We start from the raw sequence: 20912 nt of genomic DNA, 5'->3' as shown, positions 1-20912 counted from the left end.
GGTGTACCCAGGGACCAGGTGATTCGTCCGTTCCTGACGGCACCTGCGGACGACGGGGTCACGCGCATTGGGGGAATCGGTGCGACGGCGGACGAGAGCTCTGGCACTGGGCACGGCGCTGGCGGCGCTGCTGCCGCTCGCCGCGTGCTCGGCGGAGTCCGGACCGCCCGTGCTCACGTGGTTCATCAACCCCGACGACGGCGGCCAGGCCGAGATCGCGAAGCGCTGCACCGACCAGTCGGGCGGCGCGTACTCCATCGAGGTGTCGATCCTCCCGCGCGACGCCGCCTCCCAGCGTGAGCAGCTCGCCCGGCGGCTCGCGGCGAGCGACTCGTCGATCGACATCATGAGCCTCGACCCGCCGTTCATCCCCGAGCTCTCGGAACCGGGCTTCCTCGCCCCGATCCCCGACGACGTCGCGACGAAGGTCTCGCAGAACGTCGTGGCGGGTGCGCTCGCGGGGGCGACGTGGAACGGCAAGCTCGTCACCGTCCCGTTCTGGGCGAACACGCAGCTGCTCTGGTACCGCAAGTCCGTCGCGGCGGCCGCCGGCATCGACCCCGCGGCAGGCCCCGTGACGTGGAAGCAGATCATGGACGCGGCCAAGTCGCAGGACAAGTTCCTCAGCGTGCAGGGCGCCAAGGCCGAGTCGCTGACCGTCTGGATCAACGCGCTCGTCGCGTCTGCCGGCGGGCAGATCCTCGAGAACCCCGAGGCACCGGCCGACGAGCTGAAGCTGGGGCTCGACACCCCCGCGGGCAAGGCCGCCGCCGACATCATCGGGACCATCGGCCGGGAGAACCTCGCCGGGCCGTCGCTGCCCACCGAGGACGAGGGCGTCTCCCTCACCGTCTTCCAGGGGGACCGCGGCTCGTTCATGGTCAACTGGCCGTTCGTCTGGTCCGCCACGAACGCGTCCGTCGAGCAGGGCACCCTGCCCCAGTCGCTCGTCGACGACATCGGCTGGGCCCTGTACCCGCAGACGGACGCCGCGCAGCAGTCGCGGCCGCCGTACGGCGGGATCAACCTCGGCATCGGCGCGTTCAGCAAGCACGTCGACCTCGCGTTCGACGCCGCGCAGTGCATCGTGACGCCCGAGAACCAGGCGTACTACTTCGTCGCGAACGGCAACCCGCCGTCGAACACGGAGTCGTACAACGACCCGGCGGTGACCAAGGCGTTCCCGATGGCGGACGTCATCCGGCAGTCCCTCGAGCAGGCCGCGCCGCGCCCGCAGACGCCGTACTACAACGAGGTGTCCACCGGCCTCCAGGAGACGTGGCACCCGCCGTCCTCCGTGAACCCCGAGACGACGCCGCAGAAGTCCACCGAGTTCATCACCGCCGTGCTGCACGGGGAGCAGCTGCTGTGAGGGGGGAGGCGCCATGACGACGACCGCTCCCACCGCGGCCGACGCGGACCGGGCGCGCACGACGAAGGTGCTGCTCAGCGACCGGACCAAGTCCGAGCGGCGCCTCGGCTGGTGGCTCGCCGGGCCGGCGTTCGTCGTCATGCTGGCCGTCACGGTCTACCCGATCCTGCAGGCCACCTACGACTCGCTGTTCCGGTACCGGCTCACCGCGCCGGACGACCGGGCGTTCATCGGGCTCAACAACTACGCCGTCGTCCTCACCGACTCCGTGTTCTGGAACGCGCTCGGGGTGACGGTGTTCATCACGATCGTCACCGTGCTCGTCGAGGTGATCCTCGGGTTCGTCCTCGCGCTGCTGATGCACCGGGCCATCACGAGCCTGCGCGGCATGCTCCGCACGGTGATCCTCGTGCCGTACGGGATCATCACCGTGGTCTCGGCGTTCGCCTGGTTCTACATGTTCGACATCACGTCGGGCTTCGTGAACAGCTGGTTCGACTGGGTGCCGGGCATCTCGCAGGACCTCAACTGGTTCGCGCACCAGGGCACGAGCCTGTTCGTCATCATGGCGTCCGAGATCTGGAAGACCACGCCGTTCATCTCGCTGCTCCTGCTCGCCGGCCTCGCGCAGGTGCCGAGCGAGCTCGACGAGGCGGCCGAGGTCGACGGCGCGACGTGGGGCCAGCGGTTGCGCCGCGTCACGCTGCCGAACATGAAGGCCGCGATCATGGTCGCCGTCCTGTTCCGGGCGCTCGACGCGTTCCGCATCTTCGACAACGTGTTCATCATGACGAACGGCGCCAACGGCACCACGGTGCTGTCGCTGCTGGCCTACCGCACGTCCATCGGACGCCTCGAGATCGGCCTCGGCTCGGCCATCTCCGTGCTGCTGTTCCTGTGCGTCATCGGGATCTGCTTCCTGGCCATCAAGCTCTTCAAGGTCGACCTGGCCGGTGCGAGGGGGGAGAGCTGATGCGCGGCATGCCCACCCGGCTGAAGATCGGCTGGACGATCATCGTCATCGCCGTCCTGACGTACACGCTGTTCCCCGTGGCGTCGATCGCCGCGACGTCGTTCAAGCTGCCCGGCGAGCTCAACCTCGGCACGTTCCTGCCGGTGCACTGGACGTGGGACAACTACACGCAGATCCTCGGGCCCGACGGCTCCGCGCGGGACCTGTTCGTGCCGTCGCTGCGCAACTCCATCGGCATCTCGCTCATCGCCACGGCCATCGCCGTCGTCCTCGCGACGCTCGCCGCGTACGCGATCGCCCGCCTCGACTTCCGCGGCAAGCGGCTCATCCTCACCACCGCGCTCGGGGTCTCGATCTTCCCCGTCATCTCGATCGTCACGCCGCTGTTCAACCTGTGGCGCCAGATCGGCCTGTACGACACGTGGCTCGGCCTGATCATCCCGTACCTGTCGCTCACCCTGCCGATCTCCATCTGGACCCTGGCCGCGTTCTTCCGGCAGATCCCGTGGGAGCTCGAGCAGGCCGCGCAGGTCGACGGCGCCACCACCTGGCAGGCGTTCCGGAAGGCGATCGTGCCGCTCGCGGCCCCCGGGGTGTTCACGACCGCGCTCATCGCGTTCTTCATCGCCTGGAACGACTTCGTCTACGGCATCTCGCTCACCTCGACGAGCCGCGCGCGCCCGGTGCCCGCCGCGCTGGCCTTCTTCACCGGTGCCTCGCAGTTCGAGGAGCCGACGGGTGCCATCTCCGCCGCGGCGGTCATCGTCACGATCCCCGTCGTGATCCTCGTGCTGCTGTTCCAGCGGCAGATCGTCTCCGGCCTGACGCAGGGCGCCGTCAAGGGCTGACCCCGAAGGAGGATCCATGGCTGCGATCACGCTGACCGACATCGTCAAGAGGTACCCGGACGGGTACCTGGCGGTGAAGGGCGTGAGCCTCGACATCGCCGACGGCGAGTTCGTCATCCTCGTCGGACCGTCCGGGTGCGGGAAGTCGACGCTGCTGCGGATGATCGTCGGCCTCGAGGACATCACCGACGGCGAGCTGCAGATCGCGGGCAAGCGCGTCAACGAGCGGGCCCCCCGCGACCGCAAGCTGGCGATGGTGTTCCAGAACTACGCGCTGTACCCCCACCTCACCGTCTTCGAGAACATCGCGTTCCCGCTGCGGCTCGCCAAGGGGAAGTTCACCGAGCAGGAGATCCAGGACAAGGTCAACTTCGCCGCGCAGACCCTCGAGCTCAAGGACCACCTGCAGCGCAAGCCTGCGAACCTGTCCGGCGGCCAGCGGCAGCGCGTCGCGATGGGCCGCGCGATCGTCCGCGAGGCCGACGCGTTCCTGTTCGACGAGCCGCTGTCCAACCTCGACGCCAAGCTCCGCGGCCAGATGCGTACCGAGATCAGCCGCATGCAGCGCCGGCTCGGCACCACCACCGTGTACGTCACGCACGACCAGACGGAGGCGATGACGCTGGGCGACCGGGTCGCCGTGCTCCGCAAGGGCGAGCTGCAGCAGGTCGCGTCGCCGCGCGCCCTGTACGAGCACCCCGTGAACCTGTTCGTCGCCGGGTTCATCGGCTCGCCGCCCATGAACTTCGTGCCGGGGGAGATCTCCGGCGACGTCATGAAGCTGCCGTTCGCGGAGGTCCCGCTCACCGCCGACCTCAAGACGCGGCTCGGCTCGAACACCCTCGTCATCGTCGGCATCCGGCCCGAGCACTTCGAGGACCACGCGATCGCCGAGCAGCAGGGCCGCAAGGGCGGCGTGCCGTTCAAGGCGAGCGTCGACGTCACCGAGTGGCTCGGCTCCGACCTGTACGCGTACGTGCCGTTCGAGACGCGGCCCGAGGTCGCCGGCAAGCTCGAGGAGCTCGACCGGGACCTCGACGGCGAGGGGCTGCGGACCCAGCTCGTCGTCGCGCTCGCCTCCGACTCCCGGGTCCGCGACGGCGACGACGCACCCCTGTGGTTCGACCCGAGCAAGATGCTCGTCTTCGACCCGGAGTCCGGCGAGAACCTCACCTACGACGCCGACGCGGCACGGGCCATCGACGAGCAGAACGAGAAGGACCGCAAGGCGTCGATCGAACGGGCGAAGAAGCGGGAGGCCGCCGCGGCGAGCGCCTGAGCGGCGGAACTCGAGCCGCGACCGTCACGCACGACGCCCCGGGCGTCGGGGGCGTCGTGCAGCGGTCCGTGCCGTCAGGCGTCGAGCTCGGTCGACGTCGGAGGGTTCGCGCCCGGGCGGGACACGGTGATCGCCGCGATCCGCACGCACCGGTTCAGCACCTGCTCGACGGTCGCGGTGTCGACGTCGGCGAGCGCCTCGCGCCGGTCCGCGCCGAGCAGGCCGGCCGACCACAGGCCGTCGATGAGCCCGCCCATGAACGAGTCGCCCGCGCCGACCGTGTCCGCGACCTGCACCTGCTGGGCGGGCACGTGCATCCGGGCGCCCGACGAGGTGCTCGCGAACGCACCGTCCCCGCCGTGCGTGACGACGACCAGCGCCGGGCCGGACCGGCTCCACTCCTCGGCGATCTCCGCGGGTGCGACCCCGGGGTGCAGCCACGCGAGGTCCTCGTCGCTGACCTTCACGACGTCGGACAGGCGCACCAGGGCGTCGACGACCGGCAGCGCGTGCGCGGGCGAGCCCATGAGCACGGGCCTGAGGTTCGGGTCGTACGTGATGGTCGACGTCGGTCGGCGACGGGCCAGCAGGCGGGCCACTGCGGCGCCTCCCGGCTGCAGCACGGCCGCGATGGAGCCCGTGTGCACGACGAGCGGGTCGCCCGGCTCCTCGTCCCAGGTCTCCGGCAGGTCCCACTCCAGGTCGAACTCGTAGGTGGCCGTGCCCGTCGCGTCGACGAGCGCCGTGGCCGTCGGCGTCCGCGCCGCGGACCGGTTGCCCGTGAGGACATGCACGCCGGACGCCTCCAGGTGGCGGCGGATCGCGTCACCCTCGACGTCGGAGCCGAGCCACGTCAGCAGGTCCGCGTGGCGACCGAGCCGCCCCAGGCCCAGTGCCACGTTCGCCGGGCTCCCTCCCGGGTGCTCGCCCCGCGAACCGTCGAACCGCTTCACGACGTCGATGAGCGCCTCGCCCACGACCAGTGCCCGCCCGTCCTGGCTCATCGGACCTCCCCCTCGTCCTGCGTGTCGTCCTGCGCTGCGACGCGCACCGGCTCACGGACGGCGGACAGCCGCTCCCGAGCACCGTCGAGCCACTCCTGGCAGCGTGCCGCGAGCGCCTCGCCGCGCTCCCAGAGGGCGAGCGAGTCCTCCAGCGACGCGGCACCCGCCTCCAGCCGGGAGACGACGGCGACGAGCTCGTCGCGCGCCTGCTCGTACGTCAGGCCGCTGACGTCGGGGAACGCCGCGCCGGGGCCGCCTGGCGTCGCGTCGCCACGTGCGGCGTCGTCAGGTGCAGGGGCCGAGCGAGGGTCCGTCGTCGTCTTGGGCACAGGGCCAGTCAACCAGCCGGTGACCACACGGTCGCCCCGGTCCGGCCCTCGGGCGGCCGCGGGCCCGGGACGAGCCGGTGGCACCGGGCCACGACGCCGCGCGGGGCAGCGGTGCGCCTACCGGGCGCTCGCCCGCGCGGCCGCGCCGGTGGGCCTCGGCCCGGCTCCCACGGTGGCCGCGAGCTCGCCCCCGGCGACACGGATCCGCAGCGCGTCGCCGGCCTCGACGTCCGCGGGGTCGCGGACCACGTGCCCGTCGGTCCGCTGCACGACCGCGTAGCCGCGTTCGAGCGTCGCAGCGGGGGACAGGGCTCGGACCTGCGCCCGCAGGCCCGCGATCTCGGCGAACCCGTGGACCAGCCCGGTGTGCAGCGCGCGCCGGGCGGTGTCCCGCAGCGTGTGCAGCCGGGTCTCGTGCGCGTCGACGAGCGTCGTCGGCTGGGCGAGCGCGGGGCGGCTGCGCCAGTGGTCGAGCGCCGCCTGCTCGCGGGCGAGCCGGTGCGTCACCGCGGCACGCGCGCGGGTGCGGGCCTGCACGAGCCGGGCACGCTCCTCGGACACGTCGGGCACGACGCGCTTGGCGGCGTCCGTCGGGGTGGACGCGCGCAGGTCCGCGACGAGGTCGAGCAGCGGTGAGTCGAGGTGGTGCCCGATCGCGCTCACGAGCGGGGTGCGGCACGCGGCGGCCGCCCGGACCAGCGTCTCGTTGCTGAACGGCAGGAGGTCCTCGAACGACCCGCCGCCGCGTGCGACGACGATGACCTCGACCCGTGGGTCCGCGTCGAGCTCCGCGATCGCCGCGCGCACCTCCGGCACGGCCCGCGGGCCCTGCACGGTGACGCGGCGGATCTCGAACTGGACGGCGGGCCAGCGGGCGCGGGCGTTCGACACGACGTCGTGCTCGGCGTCGCCCTGCTGCGCGCACACCAGCCCGACGACCGCCGGCAGGAACGGCAGCGGCCGCTTGCGGTCCGCGTCGAACAGGCCCTCGGCCCCGAGCACGCCCTTGAGGTGCTCGATCCGCGCCAGCAGCTCGCCGAGGCCCACCAGGCGCACGTCGTCGGCCGCGAACGTGAGGTCGCCCTTCTTGGCGTGGAACCGCGGCCGGGCGTGCACGACGAGGTGCGAGCCGTCCGCCAGCCGGTCCGCGATCGGCGCGATCGCGCCCGCCGGGGCCGTCACCGACAGCGACATGTCGAGGTCCGTGTCCCGCAGCGTCAGGAAGTACAGCGTGTTCCATCGCTTGAGGTTGAGCACCTGCCCCTCGACCCACACCGGCGGCATCCGTGCGATGTAGTCCGCGATCTTCGGCGCGAGGTGGCGCACCGGCCACGGCCGCTCGGGGGTGGTGTCGCCCGCCTTGAGCGGCAGCGGGCCTGCGGACGCCCGGACCGCGCCGTCGGGCACGTCCAGCCGGTCCGGGGTGGGGTCGATGCTCACCGGACCAGCCTGCCCCATGACGCCGACACCGCCCGCACGCCGTCCGGGCCGTCCGCGCGGACGGGGGACACCGACGCCGAAGCCCCACGGACGCGGCGCCGCCGTCGGTACGGTCCGAGCGACCAAGCCCGCCGGTCGTCGACGCCCGGCCGGTGGACCTGCAGCCGAACCGGACAGGAGCCACGCCATGAACGGCGACACCCGGGCGCCCGCCCGGCCGCAGGTGCTCCTGACGATCGCCGTCGTCGTGATCGCGCTGATCGCCGCGGGCACCTTCGGGTTCTCCGCCCTGCTGCTCGGGAGCGGGTTCGCCGCCGGCCCGCCCGCAGCGCCCGGCACGTCCGTGGTCCTGTGGGTCCTGAGCGGTGCGGCCCTGGCCGCTCCCGTGGCGCTCCTGCCGACGCTGGGCTTCCCGGTGCGACGGCGCACGTCACTGGTGGTCGCGGTGGCGGTCGTCGTCACGGCGGCGCTGGTGGGCGTGCTCGGCCTGAACCAGGACTGAGCACCGACCGACGGCCGCAGCGCCCGTGGCGCGGCGGTGTCATCGCCGTGCAGGATCCGTGCAGGTGCGCCGGCGTCGGCCCGCCCGGCCACGAGGGGGCCCCGTGGTCGACCGTAGACTCACGGCGTGACGTCCTCCTCCGCCGGTACGGCCCCCGACTCCGACGCCCCGGTCAAGCGTGTGCTGCTCGCCGCGCCCCGCGGCTACTGCGCGGGCGTCGACCGGGCCGTCGTGGCCGTCGAGAAGGCGCTCGAGCACTACGGCGCCCCCGTGTACGTCCGCAAGGAGATCGTGCACAACAAGTTCGTCGTGGAGACGCTCGCCGCCCGCGGTGCCGTGTTCGTCGACGAGACCGACGAGGTGCCGGAGGGTGCGCGCGTCGTCTTCTCCGCGCACGGCGTCTCGCCGGCCGTCCACTCCGCCGCCGCGGCCCGGTCGCTGCAGACCATCGACGCGACCTGCCCGCTGGTGACCAAGGTGCACAAGGAGGCCGTGAGGTTCGCGGCCGACGACTTCGACATCCTGCTCATCGGCCACGACGGCCACGAGGAGGTCGAGGGCACGCAGGGTGAGGCCCCCGAGCACATCCAGGTCGTGAACTCGCCCGAGGCGGTCGAGCACGTCGAGGTCCGTGACCCCGAGCGGGTCGTGTGGATCTCGCAGACGACGCTGTCGGTCGACGAGACGATGGAGACGGTGCGCCGGCTGCGGGAGAAGTTCCCGCACCTGCAGGACCCGCCGAGCGACGACATCTGCTACGCCACGCAGAACCGCCAGGTCGCGGTGAAGAAGCTCGCGCCGCAGTGCGACGTCGTCATCACTGTCGGGTCCGCGAACTCGTCGAACTCGGTCCGGCTCGTCGAGGTGGCGCTGGAGGCCGGCGCGCGCTCGTCGTACCGGATCGACACCGCCACGGAGATCGACCCCGCCTGGCTCGACGGCGCCACGACGGTCGGCGTGACCTCGGGTGCGTCCGTGCCGGAGATCCTCGTCCAGGACGTGCTGGCTGCGCTGGCCGGGCACGGGTTCGGCCAGGTCGAGGAGGTCCGCACGGCGACCGAGGACCTGATGTTCTCGCTGCCGCGTGAGCTGCGCGCGGACCTGAAGGCCGCCGGCAACCCGGCCACGACCCCGCGCCGCGAGGGCCGCCGCTCCCTGGACGTCCAGCCCGCCTGACAGGGCTGGGCCTCACGCGGTCGTGGCTGCCCCGCCGCCGTCGCCGGTCTCCGTCGTCGGCCGGACGGCGTCCCGGAGCGCCTGCTCGTCCCGGTCCGCGCCCTCGGGGCCGAGCGCGAGCCGGTCGAGGGCGACGAACTGCTCCTCCGCGGACGCGACGAGCTCGGGTGCGGTGACGACCGACAGCTGCGGGTTCACCGGTGCGGGCGCCGGCAGCTCGCCGTCCACGACGTCGAGCGTCGCGAACCGCCGGGCGCTGACGAGCACCCGGGTCTCGAGCGACGACACCGTCTGGTTGTAGGCGCCCGCGGCGGAGTCGAGGGCGCGACCGAGGCGGGCGAGGTGCGCCCCCATGGTGGCGAGCCGCCCGTGCAGCTCCTTGCCGAGCGTCAGGACGGCCTGCGCGTTGTCGGCGAGGGCGTCCTGCCGCCACGCGTACGCGACGGTGCGCAGTAGCGTCAGGAGCGTCACGGGCGTCGCGATCACCACGTTGCGCTCGAACGCGTACTCGATCAGCGCCGGGTCCTGCTCGGCGGCGGCGTGCAGGAACGACTCGGCGGGCACGAACATCACGACGAGCTCGGGAGCCGGCGCGAACTGGTCCCAGTACCGCTTCGCCGCGAGGTCGTCGACGTGCTTGCGGACGTGGCGGGCGTGCGCCGCGAGGCGGTCGGCGCGCACGGTCTCGTCCGTCGTCTGGACAGCGTCGAGGAAGCCGAGGAACGCGACCTTCGCGTCGACGACGATCCGCTTGCCCCCCGCGAGGCGCACGACCATGTCCGGCCGGAGCAGGCCGTCGTCCGTGCGGACCTGCTCCTGCTCCACGAAGTCGACGTGCGCGAGCATCCCGGCGGCCTCGACGACCCGGCGCAGCTGCACCTCGCCCCATCGCCCGCGCACCTGCGACGAGCGCAGCGCGGTGACGAGCTGCGACGTCTCGCCGCGCAGCTGGTCGGAGGCCGTGCGCATCGCCCGGACCTGCTCGCCGAGCGCGGCGTGCCCCTCGGCGCGGGCCTTCTCGGCGGTGGAGAGCTCGGCACGGACGTGCTCGAGCGTGCGGGCGAGCGGCTCGACCATCGCCCGGACGGCCTGCTCCCGCTGCGCGAGCTCGCCGACCTGCGTCTGGTGGTCCGCGGCGAACCGCTGGTGCGCGAGGGCGAGGAACTGGTCCGTGCTCGTCGCGAGGGCGTCCGCGGCGAGGGCCCGGAACTGCTCGGTGAGTCGCTCGGAGTCCGCCCGCGCGGCGTCGAGCCGGTCGGCGGTCGCGGCGCGCTCCGCGTCGAGGGAGGCCCGTGCCCGCGCGGCGTCCACCTCGGCGGCCCGCACACGGTCGGCGGCTCGCTCCTCGACGCGCCGAGACGCGAGGAGCCACGCGATGACGCCGCCCACGACGAGGCCGACGACGAGGCCGGCGGCGAGCCCGACGAGCATCCCTGTGTCCATGGCCCGCACCCTCTCAGGCGCCTCCGACATCCGCGGGACCGCCGCACCCGGACGGCGGCCTGACCAGGCGTGGAGGGTCCCCCTATGCTGACCGGATGCCGCCCGAGGACGTCCGCGCCACCCTGCCCGACCAGGCGCCCCCCGCGCTCCTGCTCCAGGGTCTGTGGCGCCGGTTCGGCCAGAAGATCGCGGTCGCCGGCATCGACCTGACGGTGCCGGCCGGCTCGTTCTACGGCCTCGTCGGCCCGAACGGCGCGGGCAAGACGACGACGCTGTCGATGGCGACCGGGCTCCTGCAGCCCGACTTCGGCACGGTCCTGGTGCACGGCCGCGACCTGTGGGCGGACCCGGTGGGCGTCAAGGCCGTCCTCGGTGTCCTCCCCGACGGCGTGCGACTGTTCGACCGGCTCACGGGCGCGCAGCTCATCACGTACGCGGGGCTGCTGCACGGCCTGGACCGCGAGACCACCGCCGCCCGCACCGCGGACCTGCTCGCCGCGCTCGACCTCGCCGCGGACGCGCAGACGCTCGTCGTGGACTACTCGGCGGGCATGACGAAGAAGGTCGCGCTCGCGTGCGCGCTGGTGCACGCCCCGCGGCTGCTCGTGCTCGACGAGCCGTTCGAGGCCGTCGACCCGGTCTCGGCGGCGAACATCCGCGACATCCTCGCGTCGTACGTCGCGAGCGGCGGCACCGTGATCGTGTCGTCGCACGTCATGGACCTCGTCCAGCGGATGTGCGACCACGTGGCCGTGATCGCCGGGGGGCACGTCCTCGCGGCGGGCACGGTCGACGAGGTCCGCGGCGACGCGAGCCTGGAGGACAGGTTCGTCGAGCTCGTGGGCGGTCGCGTCGGCGGGGAGGGGCTCGCGTGGTTGCGCACCTCGTCCGACTGAAGCTCACGCTGCTGCGCAACGGCCTGCGCCGCAGCGCGTGGCAGATCGTCGGCCTGGCCGTCGCGGCGTTGTACGGGCTGGTCGTGCTCGGGCTCGTCTTCGCGGGGCTCGTCGGGACGAGCGTGACCCGCCCGGACCTGCTGCCCACGGTCACGGTGCTCCTGGGGTCCGTGCTGGTCCTCGCGTGGGCGCTCGTGCCGCTCCTCGCGTTCGGGGTGGACGCGACGGTCGACCCGGCCCGGTTCGTGCTGTTCCCCATCCCGCGGCGCGCGCTCGTCACGGGCCTGGCGATCGGTGCCCTCGTGGGTGTCCCCGGGGTCGTGACGACGCTCGTGGCGCTCACCGTGGCGGGCGTGTGGTGGCGGGACCCGCTCGCCGTCGTCGCCGGGCTCGTCGGCTCGGTCCTCGGCGTGCTCACGTGCATCGTCGCGAGCCGCACGACGACGACGCTCATGTCGACGCTCCTGGCCAAGCGCCGGTTCCGGGAGATCCTGGCGGTGCTCGTCGTGCTGCCGTTCATCCTGCTCGGGCCCGTGCTGAGCCAGGCGCACCGGCTCGACGTCGGCGCGGGCACCCTCGACCGCGTCGTCCTCGTGCTCGGTTGGTCGCCTCTGGGCGCCGCCTGGGCGGTCCCGGCGGCCGTCACGGACGGCGACCCGCTGGGGGCCCTCGCGCGGCTGGCCGTCGCGCTCGTCACCGTGCTCGTCCTGGCGATCGTCTGGGACCGGGGCCTCGCGCACAGCGCGGTGAACCCGCCGCACGAGCAGGGCTCGTCGAAGGCGCACGGGCTCGGGTGGTTCGGCCGCCTCCCCGCGTCGCCGCTCGGTGCCGTCACCGCCCGGTGCCTCACCTACTGGGTCCGCGACCCGCGGTACGCGATGTCGATCGTGTTCATCCCGGTGTTCCCGCTGATCATGTGGGTCGTCGCGCCGGACAGCCAGGTGCTGCTGCTCGTCGGGCCGGTCACCGCGTTCTTCCTGGGCTGGAGCATCTCGCAGGACGTCTCGTTCGACGGGACGGCGTTCTGGACGCACGTCGCGGCGCCGCTGCGCGGGTGGACGGACCGGCTCGGCCGGGTGCTGGCCGTGACCGTGCTCGGCCTGCCCGCCGTGCTGGTGTTCGCGGTCGTGCCGACGGTCGCGACGGGGCACGGCGGCGACCTGCCGGCCGTCCTCGGTCTGTCCATCGGCGTGTTCCTCACGGCGCTGGGCGTCGCGAGCGTCGCGTCCGCGCTCGTCGTCATGCCCGTGCAGAAGGTCGGGGAGAACCCGTTCGGCTCGCGCCAGGGCGGGTCCACCGCGGCGGTGACGTCCCAGCTCGCGGGGTGGGCGGCGACGTTCGGGCTCGTGCTGCCGACGATCGGGCTCGCCGTCGTCGCCGTGCAGCAGGGGTCGGCGGTGCTCGGCGGGCTCGCGCTGCTCGTCGGGGTGGCGCTCGGGGTGACGTTCCTGGTCGTCGGCGTCCGGATCGGTGGCCGCGCGTTGGAGCGCCGGCAGACCGCGCTCCTGAGCCGGCTCGTCTCGTTCCCCTAGGAACCTGGGCCGGGGCGGCGTGCCGGCCCGGTCGGGGTCTGCCCGATCGAGCACGGATCGCCGACCGCCTCGACATCCTCGCCGGCCGTCGCCGACACTGGAGGGTCGGGAGCAGGTCGCCTCCGGGAGGTCCAGATGTGGGCGCGGGACACCGTCGGTGGACGCCCGCCCCGCACGCCCACCCGCCCGGAGGAGGCCGAGTCGCCGGCCGCTCCCCGGTCCCTGCTGGCCCTGCAGGCGACCGCCGGCAACAAGGCCACGGTCAGCTGGGTGCAGGGCACCCGTGCGTTCCCCGCGGTGCAGCGGGACGAGCTGGAGCACCCCGAGGACGCCGGTGAGCCGAGCGAGGCCGAGGAGCTCCAGGACCGACCGCGCCCCCGGACCAGGGAGCAGGCCCGGGAGATGGTCGACGCCCACGTCGTGCCCAGGAGCTGCTTCATCGAGCTCGAGAACAGCCGGGCGGGGTGGCGCGCCATCCCGGGCACCGGGTGCGCCCACTGGGTGGCCCACCAGCGCGGCGGCCCCACCGGGACCAGCCGCGTGTGCGAGCTCGGCTTCAAGTACCGGGTCACGGAGCTCCTCGCCTCGCTGACGCAGCGCTCGGCCGACCTGCAGGGGGCGCGGGTCGGTGACGTCTGGTCGGCCAACGGCTCCTCCCACGTCGGGATCGTCCGCGCCGTGAACCTGGAGGACGGCGGCACCCGCGTGGTCTCGGTGAGCGTCGAGAACGACAGCTCGGCCAGCGGGGGCGTCGTCACCCAGACCAAGACCGACGGCTCCATCTACGGCGGCTAGGAGCGAGCACCGCCCCGTAGACTTGCCGCCCGTGGCACTCACCATCGGCATCGTCGGCCTGCCCAACGTCGGCAAGTCCACCCTCTTCAACGCCCTGACCCGCGCGCAGGTCCTCGCGGCGAACTACCCGTTCGCGACGATCGAGCCCAACGTCGGCGTCGTCCCGCTGCCCGACCCGCGCCTGAACGTGCTGGCCGACCTGTTCGGCTCGGAGCGGATCCTGCCCGCCACCGTCTCGTTCGTGGACATCGCGGGGATCGTCAAGGGCGCCAGCGAGGGGGAGGGCCTGGGCAACAAGTTCCTCGCCAACATCCGCGAGGCCGACGCGATCTGCCAGGTCACGCGCGCGTTCGCCGACCCGGACGTCGTGCACGTCTCCGGCGCGGTGAACCCGAAGGACGACATCGAGATCATCGCCACCGAGCTGATCCTCGCCGACCTGCAGACCCTCGAGAAGGCGGTCCCGCGTCTCGAGAAGGAGGTCAAGGGCAAGAAGGCCGACCCGGCCCTCCTCGCCGCCGCTCAGGGCGCCCAGGCGCTGCTCGAGAAGGGCCAGACCCTCTTCGCCGGCGCCGCCGCCGCGGGCCTCGACCCCGAGTACGTGAACCAGCTCCAGCTCATGACGAGCAAGCCGTTCATCTACGTCTTCAACACCGACGACGCCGGCCTCGCCGACACCGCGATGCAGGACGAGCTGCGCGCCCTCGTCGCCCCCGCCGACGCGATCTTCCTCGACGCCAAGTTCGAGTCCGAGCTCGTCGAGCTCGAGCCCGACGAGGCTCGCGAGATGCTGGCCGACAACGGCCAGGACGAGGCGGGCCTCGACCAGCTCGCCCGCGTCGGCTTCCACACCCTCGGCCTGCAGTCGTACCTGACCGCCGGCCCGAAGGAGGCCCGCGCCTGGACGATCCACCAGGGCTGGACGGCCCCGCAGGCCGCCGGCGTGATCCACACGGACTTCCAGAAGGGCTTCATCAAGGCCGAGGTCATCTCGTTCGACGACCTCGTGTCCGCCGGCTCCGTCGCCGCCGCCCGCGCCGCCGGGAAGGCCCGCATCGAGGGCAAGGACTACGTGATGGCCGACGGCGACGTCGTGGAGTTCCGCTTCAACGTGTAGCGATGGCCGTTCGCTCGAAGGGTCGCGTGATGCGCGCAAGGGTCTCGTCGTGGACCATCGACGGTGATGATCTGAGCTCGGCCGTCGTCGAGGATGTGACCGACGTCGTGGTCGTCGGGCCCGCCAGGTGAAGCGTCGTGGCCCTCGCTTCGGAGGAGCCCTGCCCCCACCGCCCCCTCGGCCGCCGAGAGGGCCACGCCGCGGGTTCGCCGACTGGGTGAACAGCGCACAGGTGTCGACGGTCCTGCTCGTCCTGGTTGCCGTCGGCACGACGGCGGGCACGTGGTTCGCGTACGGCGCGGCCCATGCCCTGCAGGAGCGTGGTGTGCAGGCGAGCGCAGTCGTGGTGGACGTCCACCAGGCGACGGCCCGCACGGACAACAGTTACGTCACCGTCAGTTTCGTGGACCAGGCTGGCCAGGAGCAGACCGTGGAGGTCGCCAACTACAGGTGGAGTCCCCGGCCGCGCGTCGGGGACAGACCGGTCGTTCTGTACGACCCTGAGGACCCGTCCACGATCGCCGACGTGCGGATGGGTCCCGACTTCCTGCTCAGTTGGCTCCTCGCAGCCGCGGCCGTCACGGCCGGTGTGCTGGCCTGGTTGACGTGGACGAGGCGCCTGGACTGGAGCAAGCTGCGCTGGCTGACGGCGTGACGGCAATGGAGCCCGACGGCGACGTGGTGGAGTTCCGCTTCAACGTCTGACCCTGCAACCGCTGGGCGCGCGCCGGGTGCAGGTCGGCAGCACGATGTCGTCGCGTTCCGGTTCAATGTGCGACGCGAAGTGACGCACGGGCGGCGAGGGGAACTCATGCTGGTCTACGACAAGGCCAAGTACCACGACGAGAGCGTGGAGGAGGAAGGCCTTCCTCATGAGCATGCCGACCACCACATCGTCTACTTCCTGCGCTGGCTGATCGAGAACGACCTCGTCAGCCGTGAGATGACGAAGGGCGGGGCCGGCCGTGCGCTCAAGGCGTACCGGTCGGGGCGGCAGTCGATCTTCTGGCTGTTCGAGTGGTGGGACCGGTGCTTCGTGAGCGACATGGTGTCTGCGGAGGCTCGACCCTTCGTCGACTCCTACTTCGACTACCAGCACGGTCAGTACCTCGCGGACTACGACAGCGTCCTGGTCGGGGAGCTGCCGTCCTTCTTCCACGTGACGTACACCGACGCGAGCTATCGACTTCTCGCGGCACGCGTCTCCGCACGGTGGGACGACTTCCGGACGGCGGCTCGCTGACAGCCGCGCTGCCGTAGATTCCGCACGAACCCGAGGAGGACACGTGTCGTACGTCGTCGATTTCGAGAACGTCTCCACCACCGGCCTGGAGTCGTCACCGGTCGCCGAGGCCCTCGCGGGCCTGCGCGCCAACGAGGCCCGGTACTTCCGGAACAAGTACGACCACGTCTTCACGGTCGAGCCGGCGTCGGAGGCGCAGGACGCGGTGGCGTACGTGAGTCGCGTCCTGCAGGAGGAGCGGGACCTCGTCATCGGCTCGCGACCGCTCGAGGCGACGTCCTTCGAGGTCGACGGGATCCGCTGGACCTACGTGTTCTACGAGTCGGGCCTGTCGATCAATGTGCTCTACACCCTGGAGGAGGGCGGGAAGCGAGCGGTCGGCTTCAAGCTCTCGGACGGCATGGAGGTCCCGGCCGAGCTCGCGGACCGCTTCAAGTTCGCCCGGCAGAAGTCGAAGCTCGCCGGGACGATCCGGGGCTCGTTCTTCGTCGTCAAGGGCGAGTACTGAGCGTGCCTGCGTCGTCGGCCATGCGCGTGCACTGACCTGGCCGGACCGACGGTCGAGGGCGCGGAATGCCCGGGCGGGGCCGGGTGCGGCCTGGCTAGGGTGTCGGCCGACGCGCACGACCGAGGGGGAGGCCTGCGTGACGGATGTCGGGTCAGGGGCGCACGCGGTCGTGCTGCGGGGCGGGTCGGAGCTGACCGCCCCGGGGTCGCCGGCGGCGGTGAGCACGGAGTCGGTGGCGTTCGACCGTCGCCCGGTGTCGTGGGACGACCTGCCGTCGGACCTGCGCGACCGGACGACGCGCGCCACGGCGTTCGTGGGTGAGTGCGCGGGGCTGGATGCCGAGCTGGACGTCGCCGACGGGTTGCCGGTGCAGGTGTGCCGGGCGTGGCGCGCGTACCGGGACGTCGTCTTCGTCGCCGAGGTGGTGCGGTCCGTCGCGCCCGGCCCTCGCGGTGGCGTCGAGGCCGTGGGCCCGTGGCGGGAGCGTGCCCTGGCCGCGTACGCGGTGCGGGGGGTGCCGGACCGCCGGGTCGGCTCGGTGGACGCCGAGGTCGCGGAGCCCGGCTCCGAGGGTCAGGTCCGGATGACGCAGCCGGCGCCCGTCCCGTCTGCGCACGCGGAGGCGGCGACGGCGTGGACGTTCTTGCCGGGCGCCGTGCGTGCCGGCGCGGAGGGACGGGTGCCCGAACCGACCGTCTGGCTCGGCACCCTCGTCCAGCAGCAGAGCTCGGCGGGTTTCCCGCTCGCGCAGGACGTCCTGGTGCTGCGTCTGGGGACCGCGGCGGCCGTGGTCGTGCGCGCCACCCGGTCGGTCGCGGCGGTCCCTGGTGCCACCGTCGCGGCGCAGCGGGCCCGGATGGCGCGCACGCCGTGGCTCGTCGAGCAGGTCACGTTCGCGCTGGGCGGCCCGGACGTGCAGCGTGCACGGCTGGCGGCGGGATCGTGACTCACTACGAGCTGCTCGGGGTCGCGTCCGACGCCTCCGACGACGACCTGCGCCGTGCCTACCGCGCCGCCGTCCGGCGGGCGCACCCGGACACGGGCGGCAGCGCCGAGCAGTTCGCCGCCGTCCAGGCGGCGTGGGAGGTCTTGTCGAACCCGCAGCGGCGCGAGGCCTACGACGCCGAGCTCTCGGGCGAGCCGTCGTGGGACGACGACGCATGGGGCGCGTCGGTGCCGTTCGACGACGACGCGGAGGTCCCGGAACCCGCGCGGCCGGAGCCCGCGCGACCGGACCACGTGCCGCCGTCGGACCGGGAGACGGCGCCGGATCAGGGACCCGACGCGGCCTGGGACGGCGTCGTGCCCGACCCGTACACGTCGGAGCCTCTCGTGCTGCCGGACGACGTCGACGTGGCGCCCGAGCCCTTCCGCCCGGAGCCTGCCGACGAGCAGGAGCGGTTCGCCCGCGCCACGGCACTGGCGTCCGCCGCCGGGTTCGTCGTGCTGGCGTCCCTCCCCGCGGTGCGCAGCGGTCCCCGAGGCTCGGAGCCCGTCGGGATGGCGTGCTTCGTCGCCGTGCTCGCCGCCCTGGTGCTGGCAGCGCGCTCGAGGCAGCGGGACTCCAGCGCGGCCCGGACGGCGGCACTGGTGCTCGTCGAGTCGGTGCTGGTGCTCGTGCTGGTGCTGGGCGCGACCGACGCGAGCGGTGCCGCGAGCGCGATGTTCCTCGTCGCCGCGGTCGCGACGGCGACGGCCTGCGTGTGGGTCGAGCAGCGGCACGCGCGGCTGAGCCGGCGGGGTGCTCACGACGCGGCGCACGACCGGCGCGTGGCCGCGGCGCGGGCCGTCCTGGCGCGCGCGCACGCGTGGAACGACCTGCTGGCCGTGCGCCGGGACACCGGTGGCACGGTGTGGTGGGTGGAGTCGCTCGCGGGCGACGGTGACGCGACGGTTGCGATGGTGCGCCTGCCGGACGACGGGGGCGCGGCGGTCCCGATGGTGCTCGGCGCCTGGGTCCCCGCGCACATGTGGGTGGTCCTCGACGCGGACGGTGACGTCGTCGCGCTCGCCCTGCCGGGTGCGCCGGAGGAGTGGCGGTCGGTCCTGGCGGACGCGCTGGCGGCCGCGCGCGTCTGACGGCGGGCGCCGAGCTGCACGGGCGCCGTCAGTGGCCCTGCGGTCCCGAGCCGGCGCCGGCGACGTCCTCCTCGCTGAGCTCGATCCCGAGGCTCCTCTCCATCTCCTCGAGCGGCACGCCCTTGGTCTCGGGCATGACGAGGACGACCCAGACCAGCTGCCCGATCATGCACACGAAGAAGAGCGCGAAGGCCGTCCCACCGCCGAGCGCGGAGGCGATCCCGGGAAACGTCCAGGACACGGCGGCGGCGAACACCCAGTGGGTGAGCGACCCGAGGGACTGCCCGCGGGCACGGATGCGGTTGGGGAAGATCTCGGAGATGAACACCCAGATCACGGACCCCTGCCCGAAGGCGTGGGACGCGATGAACACGACGAGCCCGGCGAGCACGAGCACGCTGGAGAAGCCCGAGAACTCGCCGTCGAACGCGAAGAACACGACGGCGAGCGCCCCGAGGCTCACGAGGTACCCGATGGACCCGACGAACATCAGGCGCCGTCGCCCGATCCGGTCGATGACCGTGAGGGCGGCCATGGTCGCGACGAGGTTGACGAGACCGACGACGACGCTCTGCAGCGAGGCCGCGTTGTCCCCGGCGCCGGCCATCCGGAAGATGTCGGGGGCGTAGTAGAGGATCGCGTTGATGCCGGAGAGCTGGTTGAACGCGGCGATCGCGAAGGCCAGCAGGATGACGCGCCGGTTCTGCCGGACGAAGAACGGCACGCGTGTGGCGCCGTGGAGCTTGGCGAGCGCCTCCTCGATCTCGCGGATCTCGAACTCTGCTTCCTCGGGCGAGCCCGTGGTCCGGTCGACCACCGCGACGGCCTCCTCGCGCCGCCCGACGGAGAACAGCCAGCGGGGCGTCTCGGGCACCGTGAACAGCAGCAGGAAGAAGACGACGGCGGGGAACGCCATGACCATGAACATCCAGCGCCAGGCGGTGTCCTGCGGCAGCGTGTTCTCGATGACGAAGTTCGACAGGTAGGCGAGCAGGATGCCGAGCACGATGTTGAACTGCACGAGCCCGACGAGCCGTCCGCGGTACCTCGGCGGGGCGATCTCGGCCGTGTAGATGGGGGCGACGACGGACGCGACGCCGACGCCGATCCCGCCGAGGAACCGGAACACCATGAACAGCCACAGGTCGCTCGCGAGCCCGCTGCCGAGCGCTCCGACGAAGTACAGGATGCCGATCGCGAACAGGACCTTGCGGCGGCCGTACCTGTCGGCGGGCCGGCTCGCGGCGAGGGCGCCGACGATGGTGCCGATGAGGGCGGTCGCGACGGTGAACCCGAGCATGAACCCGCCGATGTCGTAGACCCGTTCGAGGTCCTCGGTGGTGCCGGAGATGACCGCGGTGTCGAACCCGAAGAGGAGTCCGCCCAGTGCGGCGACGATGGCGCTTCTCAGCACGAGCCCGTTCATGGTGCCCCCTTGCGACCGTGCGAGGTCGAGGGAGTGCGCTCGTTGCTCGACGTCCTGGTCCCTGCCCCTGCGGCCATGGTCGACCCGCGGGCGGCGGGCTGCACCTCACGCTGTGGACGGGTGCTCGTGGCGCGGGTCTATCCGGCGGGCACCGCCGGGGTCAGCACGAAGACCCGCAGCTCGCGGACGGTCCGCGCGTCGTAGTCGTCGTACCCGGGCCAGATCGCGCGCAGCGTACCCAGGAGCCGGGCGCGCTCGTCGTCGTCGGCGAGGTGCGCGACCACCTCGACGCGCCGCCCGCCCACGGTGACGGCGGCGTGGGGGTCGGCGAGCAGGTTGCCGGACCAGGCGGGGTGGTGCTGCTGGCCCCAGTTCGAGCCGATGACGACCCAGCGCTCGCCGTCGCGGGCGTAGAGGAGCGCGGCGTCGCGCGGCTCGCCGGACCTGCGGCCCGTGGTCGTGAGGATGAGGTGGGGGAGCGTGGGGCGGCCGAGCACGCTCCAGCGGCCGTCGGTGGCCTTCTGGATGCGCTTGTCGATCCGGGAGACGGCGCGGCCGAGGCGGGCGAACCAGCGGGTGCGGCCGGCGCGGCGCAGGGCGGCGGTGATGTCCACGCCCACGAGTGTGCGGCACGCGCCGCGGTGCTTCGCACGGCCAGGCCGACGGCCCCGACGGGGTCCCATAGCAGACACCAAGGTCTGGTGCATAGCACATAGAGGGTGTGTCGAGGGCCGAGATGTCCGATCTTGCTGCTCGGGGGCCAGATCTGGCAGGTTTCAAGGATGTTTCCGCAGGCCGCTGTCTCGTATGCTGGACAGTACCGGCCAGTATCAATCAGATAACGATCCGCCGTTCGTGGTCACCGTGCCCGATATGTCCGACCCTGCTTGACTAGCGTGTGCGCAACTCACGGCGGACGTGTATCTACGTGACATACCGGCGAACAGTGA

21 protein-coding genes are annotated in these 20912 nt (G+C 72.6%); 15 read left to right on the top strand and 6 right to left on the bottom strand.

Annotation, left to right across the window (positions count from 1 at the left end):
* Positions 1-79 precede the first annotated feature (79 nt).
* From Cch01nite_RS01690 to Cch01nite_RS01675, 4 genes are read left to right on the top strand one after another with little or no spacing between them, the layout of a single operon-like run.
* A complete protein-coding gene (locus Cch01nite_RS01690) occupies positions 80-1372 on the top strand; it encodes an extracellular solute-binding protein (protein WP_203747705.1) in 1293 nt (430 codons plus the stop codon).
* Between the two features lie 13 nt (positions 1373-1385).
* On the top strand, positions 1386-2345 hold the full coding sequence (locus Cch01nite_RS01685; RefSeq protein WP_203747700.1) for a carbohydrate ABC transporter permease: 960 nt from the start codon (positions 1386-1388) through the stop codon (positions 2343-2345).
* Between the two features lie 8 nt (positions 2346-2353).
* The gene (locus Cch01nite_RS01680; protein ID WP_373309760.1) at positions 2354-3193 is read left to right on the top strand and encodes a carbohydrate ABC transporter permease; all 840 of its coding nucleotides are present in this window, start codon (positions 2354-2356) and stop codon (positions 3191-3193) included.
* Between the two features lie 16 nt (positions 3194-3209).
* Positions 3210-4472: an ABC transporter ATP-binding protein gene (locus Cch01nite_RS01675; RefSeq protein WP_203747694.1), complete on the top strand. Its 1263-nt coding sequence runs from the start codon at positions 3210-3212 to the stop codon at positions 4470-4472.
* 74 nt (positions 4473-4546) lie between these two features.
* Here the strand turns inward: Cch01nite_RS01675 and Cch01nite_RS01670 are convergent, their stop codons facing one another.
* The 3 genes from Cch01nite_RS01670 to xseA form a co-directional block, all read right to left on the bottom strand.
* The gene (locus Cch01nite_RS01670) at positions 4547-5476 is read right to left on the bottom strand and encodes a carbohydrate kinase family protein (protein WP_203747692.1); all 930 of its coding nucleotides are present in this window, start codon (positions 5474-5476) and stop codon (positions 4547-4549) included.
* On the bottom strand, positions 5473-5805 hold the full coding sequence (locus Cch01nite_RS01665; protein ID WP_203747690.1) for an exodeoxyribonuclease VII small subunit: 333 nt from the start codon (positions 5803-5805) through the stop codon (positions 5473-5475). The genes Cch01nite_RS01670 and Cch01nite_RS01665 overlap by 4 nt, the downstream gene beginning before the upstream one ends.
* A gap of 117 nt (positions 5806-5922) precedes the next feature.
* Positions 5923-7245, bottom strand: a complete 1323-nt coding sequence (gene xseA / locus Cch01nite_RS01660; RefSeq protein WP_373309756.1) for an exodeoxyribonuclease VII large subunit — start codon at positions 7243-7245, stop codon at positions 5923-5925.
* A gap of 187 nt (positions 7246-7432) precedes the next feature.
* Here xseA and Cch01nite_RS01655 point away from each other — a divergent pair, with 187 nt between their 5' ends.
* Together Cch01nite_RS01655 and Cch01nite_RS01650 are read left to right on the top strand one after the other, a co-directional pair.
* On the top strand, positions 7433-7747 hold the full coding sequence (locus Cch01nite_RS01655; protein WP_203747686.1) for a hypothetical protein: 315 nt from the start codon (positions 7433-7435) through the stop codon (positions 7745-7747).
* Between the two features lie 126 nt (positions 7748-7873).
* The gene (locus tag Cch01nite_RS01650; RefSeq protein WP_239069724.1) at positions 7874-8923 is read left to right on the top strand and encodes a 4-hydroxy-3-methylbut-2-enyl diphosphate reductase; all 1050 of its coding nucleotides are present in this window, start codon (positions 7874-7876) and stop codon (positions 8921-8923) included.
* A gap of 12 nt (positions 8924-8935) precedes the next feature.
* Here the strand turns inward: Cch01nite_RS01650 and Cch01nite_RS01645 are convergent, their stop codons facing one another.
* On the bottom strand, positions 8936-10366 hold the full coding sequence (locus tag Cch01nite_RS01645; protein ID WP_203747684.1) for a DNA recombination protein RmuC: 1431 nt from the start codon (positions 10364-10366) through the stop codon (positions 8936-8938).
* Between the two features lie 95 nt (positions 10367-10461).
* Here Cch01nite_RS01645 and Cch01nite_RS01640 point away from each other — a divergent pair, with 95 nt between their 5' ends.
* The 9 genes from Cch01nite_RS01640 (at position 10462) to Cch01nite_RS01600 (ending at position 18536) form a co-directional block, all read left to right on the top strand.
* Positions 10462-11262, top strand: a complete 801-nt coding sequence (locus tag Cch01nite_RS01640) for an ABC transporter ATP-binding protein (protein ID WP_203747682.1) — start codon at positions 10462-10464, stop codon at positions 11260-11262.
* Positions 11238-12794: a hypothetical protein gene (locus tag Cch01nite_RS01635; protein WP_203747679.1), complete on the top strand. Its 1557-nt coding sequence runs from the start codon at positions 11238-11240 to the stop codon at positions 12792-12794. Before Cch01nite_RS01640 ends, Cch01nite_RS01635 begins: the two co-directional genes overlap by 25 nt.
* 135 nt (positions 12795-12929) lie before the next feature.
* A complete protein-coding gene (locus Cch01nite_RS01630) occupies positions 12930-13589 on the top strand; it encodes a hypothetical protein (RefSeq protein WP_203747676.1) in 660 nt (219 codons plus the stop codon).
* A gap of 31 nt (positions 13590-13620) precedes the next feature.
* The gene (gene ychF, locus Cch01nite_RS01625) at positions 13621-14706 is read left to right on the top strand and encodes a redox-regulated ATPase YchF (RefSeq protein WP_203747675.1); all 1086 of its coding nucleotides are present in this window, start codon (positions 13621-13623) and stop codon (positions 14704-14706) included.
* Between the two features lie 217 nt (positions 14707-14923).
* On the top strand, positions 14924-15361 hold the full coding sequence (locus tag Cch01nite_RS01620; RefSeq protein WP_203747673.1) for a DUF3592 domain-containing protein: 438 nt from the start codon (positions 14924-14926) through the stop codon (positions 15359-15361).
* Positions 15362-15517: 156 nt separating this feature from the next.
* Positions 15518-15949 (top strand): DUF7832 domain-containing protein, encoded by a 432-nt coding sequence (locus Cch01nite_RS01615; protein WP_203747672.1) that lies wholly within the window; start codon positions 15518-15520, stop codon positions 15947-15949.
* 43 nt (positions 15950-15992) lie between these two features.
* Positions 15993-16457: a DUF8821 family protein gene (locus tag Cch01nite_RS01610; protein ID WP_203747671.1), complete on the top strand. Its 465-nt coding sequence runs from the start codon at positions 15993-15995 to the stop codon at positions 16455-16457.
* 136 nt (positions 16458-16593) lie between these two features.
* A complete protein-coding gene (locus tag Cch01nite_RS01605) occupies positions 16594-17403 on the top strand; it encodes a serine/threonine-protein kinase (protein WP_203747670.1) in 810 nt (269 codons plus the stop codon).
* Entirely contained in the window at positions 17400-18536 is a 1137-nt protein-coding gene (locus tag Cch01nite_RS01600; RefSeq protein WP_203747669.1) for a J domain-containing protein, read from the top strand. Before Cch01nite_RS01605 ends, Cch01nite_RS01600 begins: the two co-directional genes overlap by 4 nt.
* A 28-nt stretch (positions 18537-18564) precedes the next feature.
* Here Cch01nite_RS01600 and Cch01nite_RS01595 read toward each other — a convergent pair whose 3' ends face one another.
* Together Cch01nite_RS01595 and Cch01nite_RS01590 are read right to left on the bottom strand one after the other, a co-directional pair.
* Entirely contained in the window at positions 18565-19962 is a 1398-nt protein-coding gene (locus Cch01nite_RS01595; RefSeq protein WP_203747667.1) for a sugar porter family MFS transporter, read from the bottom strand.
* Between the two features lie 137 nt (positions 19963-20099).
* On the bottom strand, positions 20100-20576 hold the full coding sequence (locus tag Cch01nite_RS01590) for a nitroreductase/quinone reductase family protein (protein ID WP_203747664.1): 477 nt from the start codon (positions 20574-20576) through the stop codon (positions 20100-20102).
* Positions 20577-20912 lie beyond the last annotated feature (336 nt).

It is taken from the genome of Cellulomonas chitinilytica, assembly GCF_016862675.1.
Lineage (GTDB): Bacteria > Actinomycetota > Actinomycetes > Actinomycetales > Cellulomonadaceae > Cellulomonas > Cellulomonas chitinilytica.
Note: the sequence above shows the minus strand (reverse complement) of the source record. Positions and strands in the feature narration are given on the sequence as shown.

Bases quoted from the DNA above. Each gene is read 5' to 3' on its own strand.
- Cch01nite_RS01685 (WP_203747700.1), top strand. From the start codon at position 1,386: ATGACGACGACCGCTCCCACCGCGGCCGACGCGGACCGGGCGCGCACG.
- Cch01nite_RS01680 (WP_373309760.1), top strand. From the start codon at position 2,354: ATGCCCACCCGGCTGAAGATCGGCTGGACGATCATCGTCATCGCCGTC.
- Cch01nite_RS01675 (WP_203747694.1), top strand. From the start codon at position 3,210: ATGGCTGCGATCACGCTGACCGACATCGTCAAGAGGTACCCGGACGGG.
- Cch01nite_RS01670 (WP_203747692.1), bottom strand. From the start codon at position 5,476: ATGAGCCAGGACGGGCGGGCACTGGTCGTGGGCGAGGCGCTCATCGAC.
- Cch01nite_RS01655 (WP_203747686.1), top strand. From the start codon at position 7,433: ATGAACGGCGACACCCGGGCGCCCGCCCGGCCGCAGGTGCTCCTGACG.
- Cch01nite_RS01645 (WP_203747684.1), bottom strand. From the start codon at position 10,366: ATGGACACAGGGATGCTCGTCGGGCTCGCCGCCGGCCTCGTCGTCGGC.
- Cch01nite_RS01640 (WP_203747682.1), top strand. From the start codon at position 10,462: ATGCCGCCCGAGGACGTCCGCGCCACCCTGCCCGACCAGGCGCCCCCC.
- Cch01nite_RS01630 (WP_203747676.1), top strand. From the start codon at position 12,930: ATGTGGGCGCGGGACACCGTCGGTGGACGCCCGCCCCGCACGCCCACC.
- Cch01nite_RS01615 (WP_203747672.1), top strand. From the start codon at position 15,518: ATGCTGGTCTACGACAAGGCCAAGTACCACGACGAGAGCGTGGAGGAG.
- Cch01nite_RS01595 (WP_203747667.1), bottom strand. From the start codon at position 19,962: ATGAACGGGCTCGTGCTGAGAAGCGCCATCGTCGCCGCACTGGGCGGA.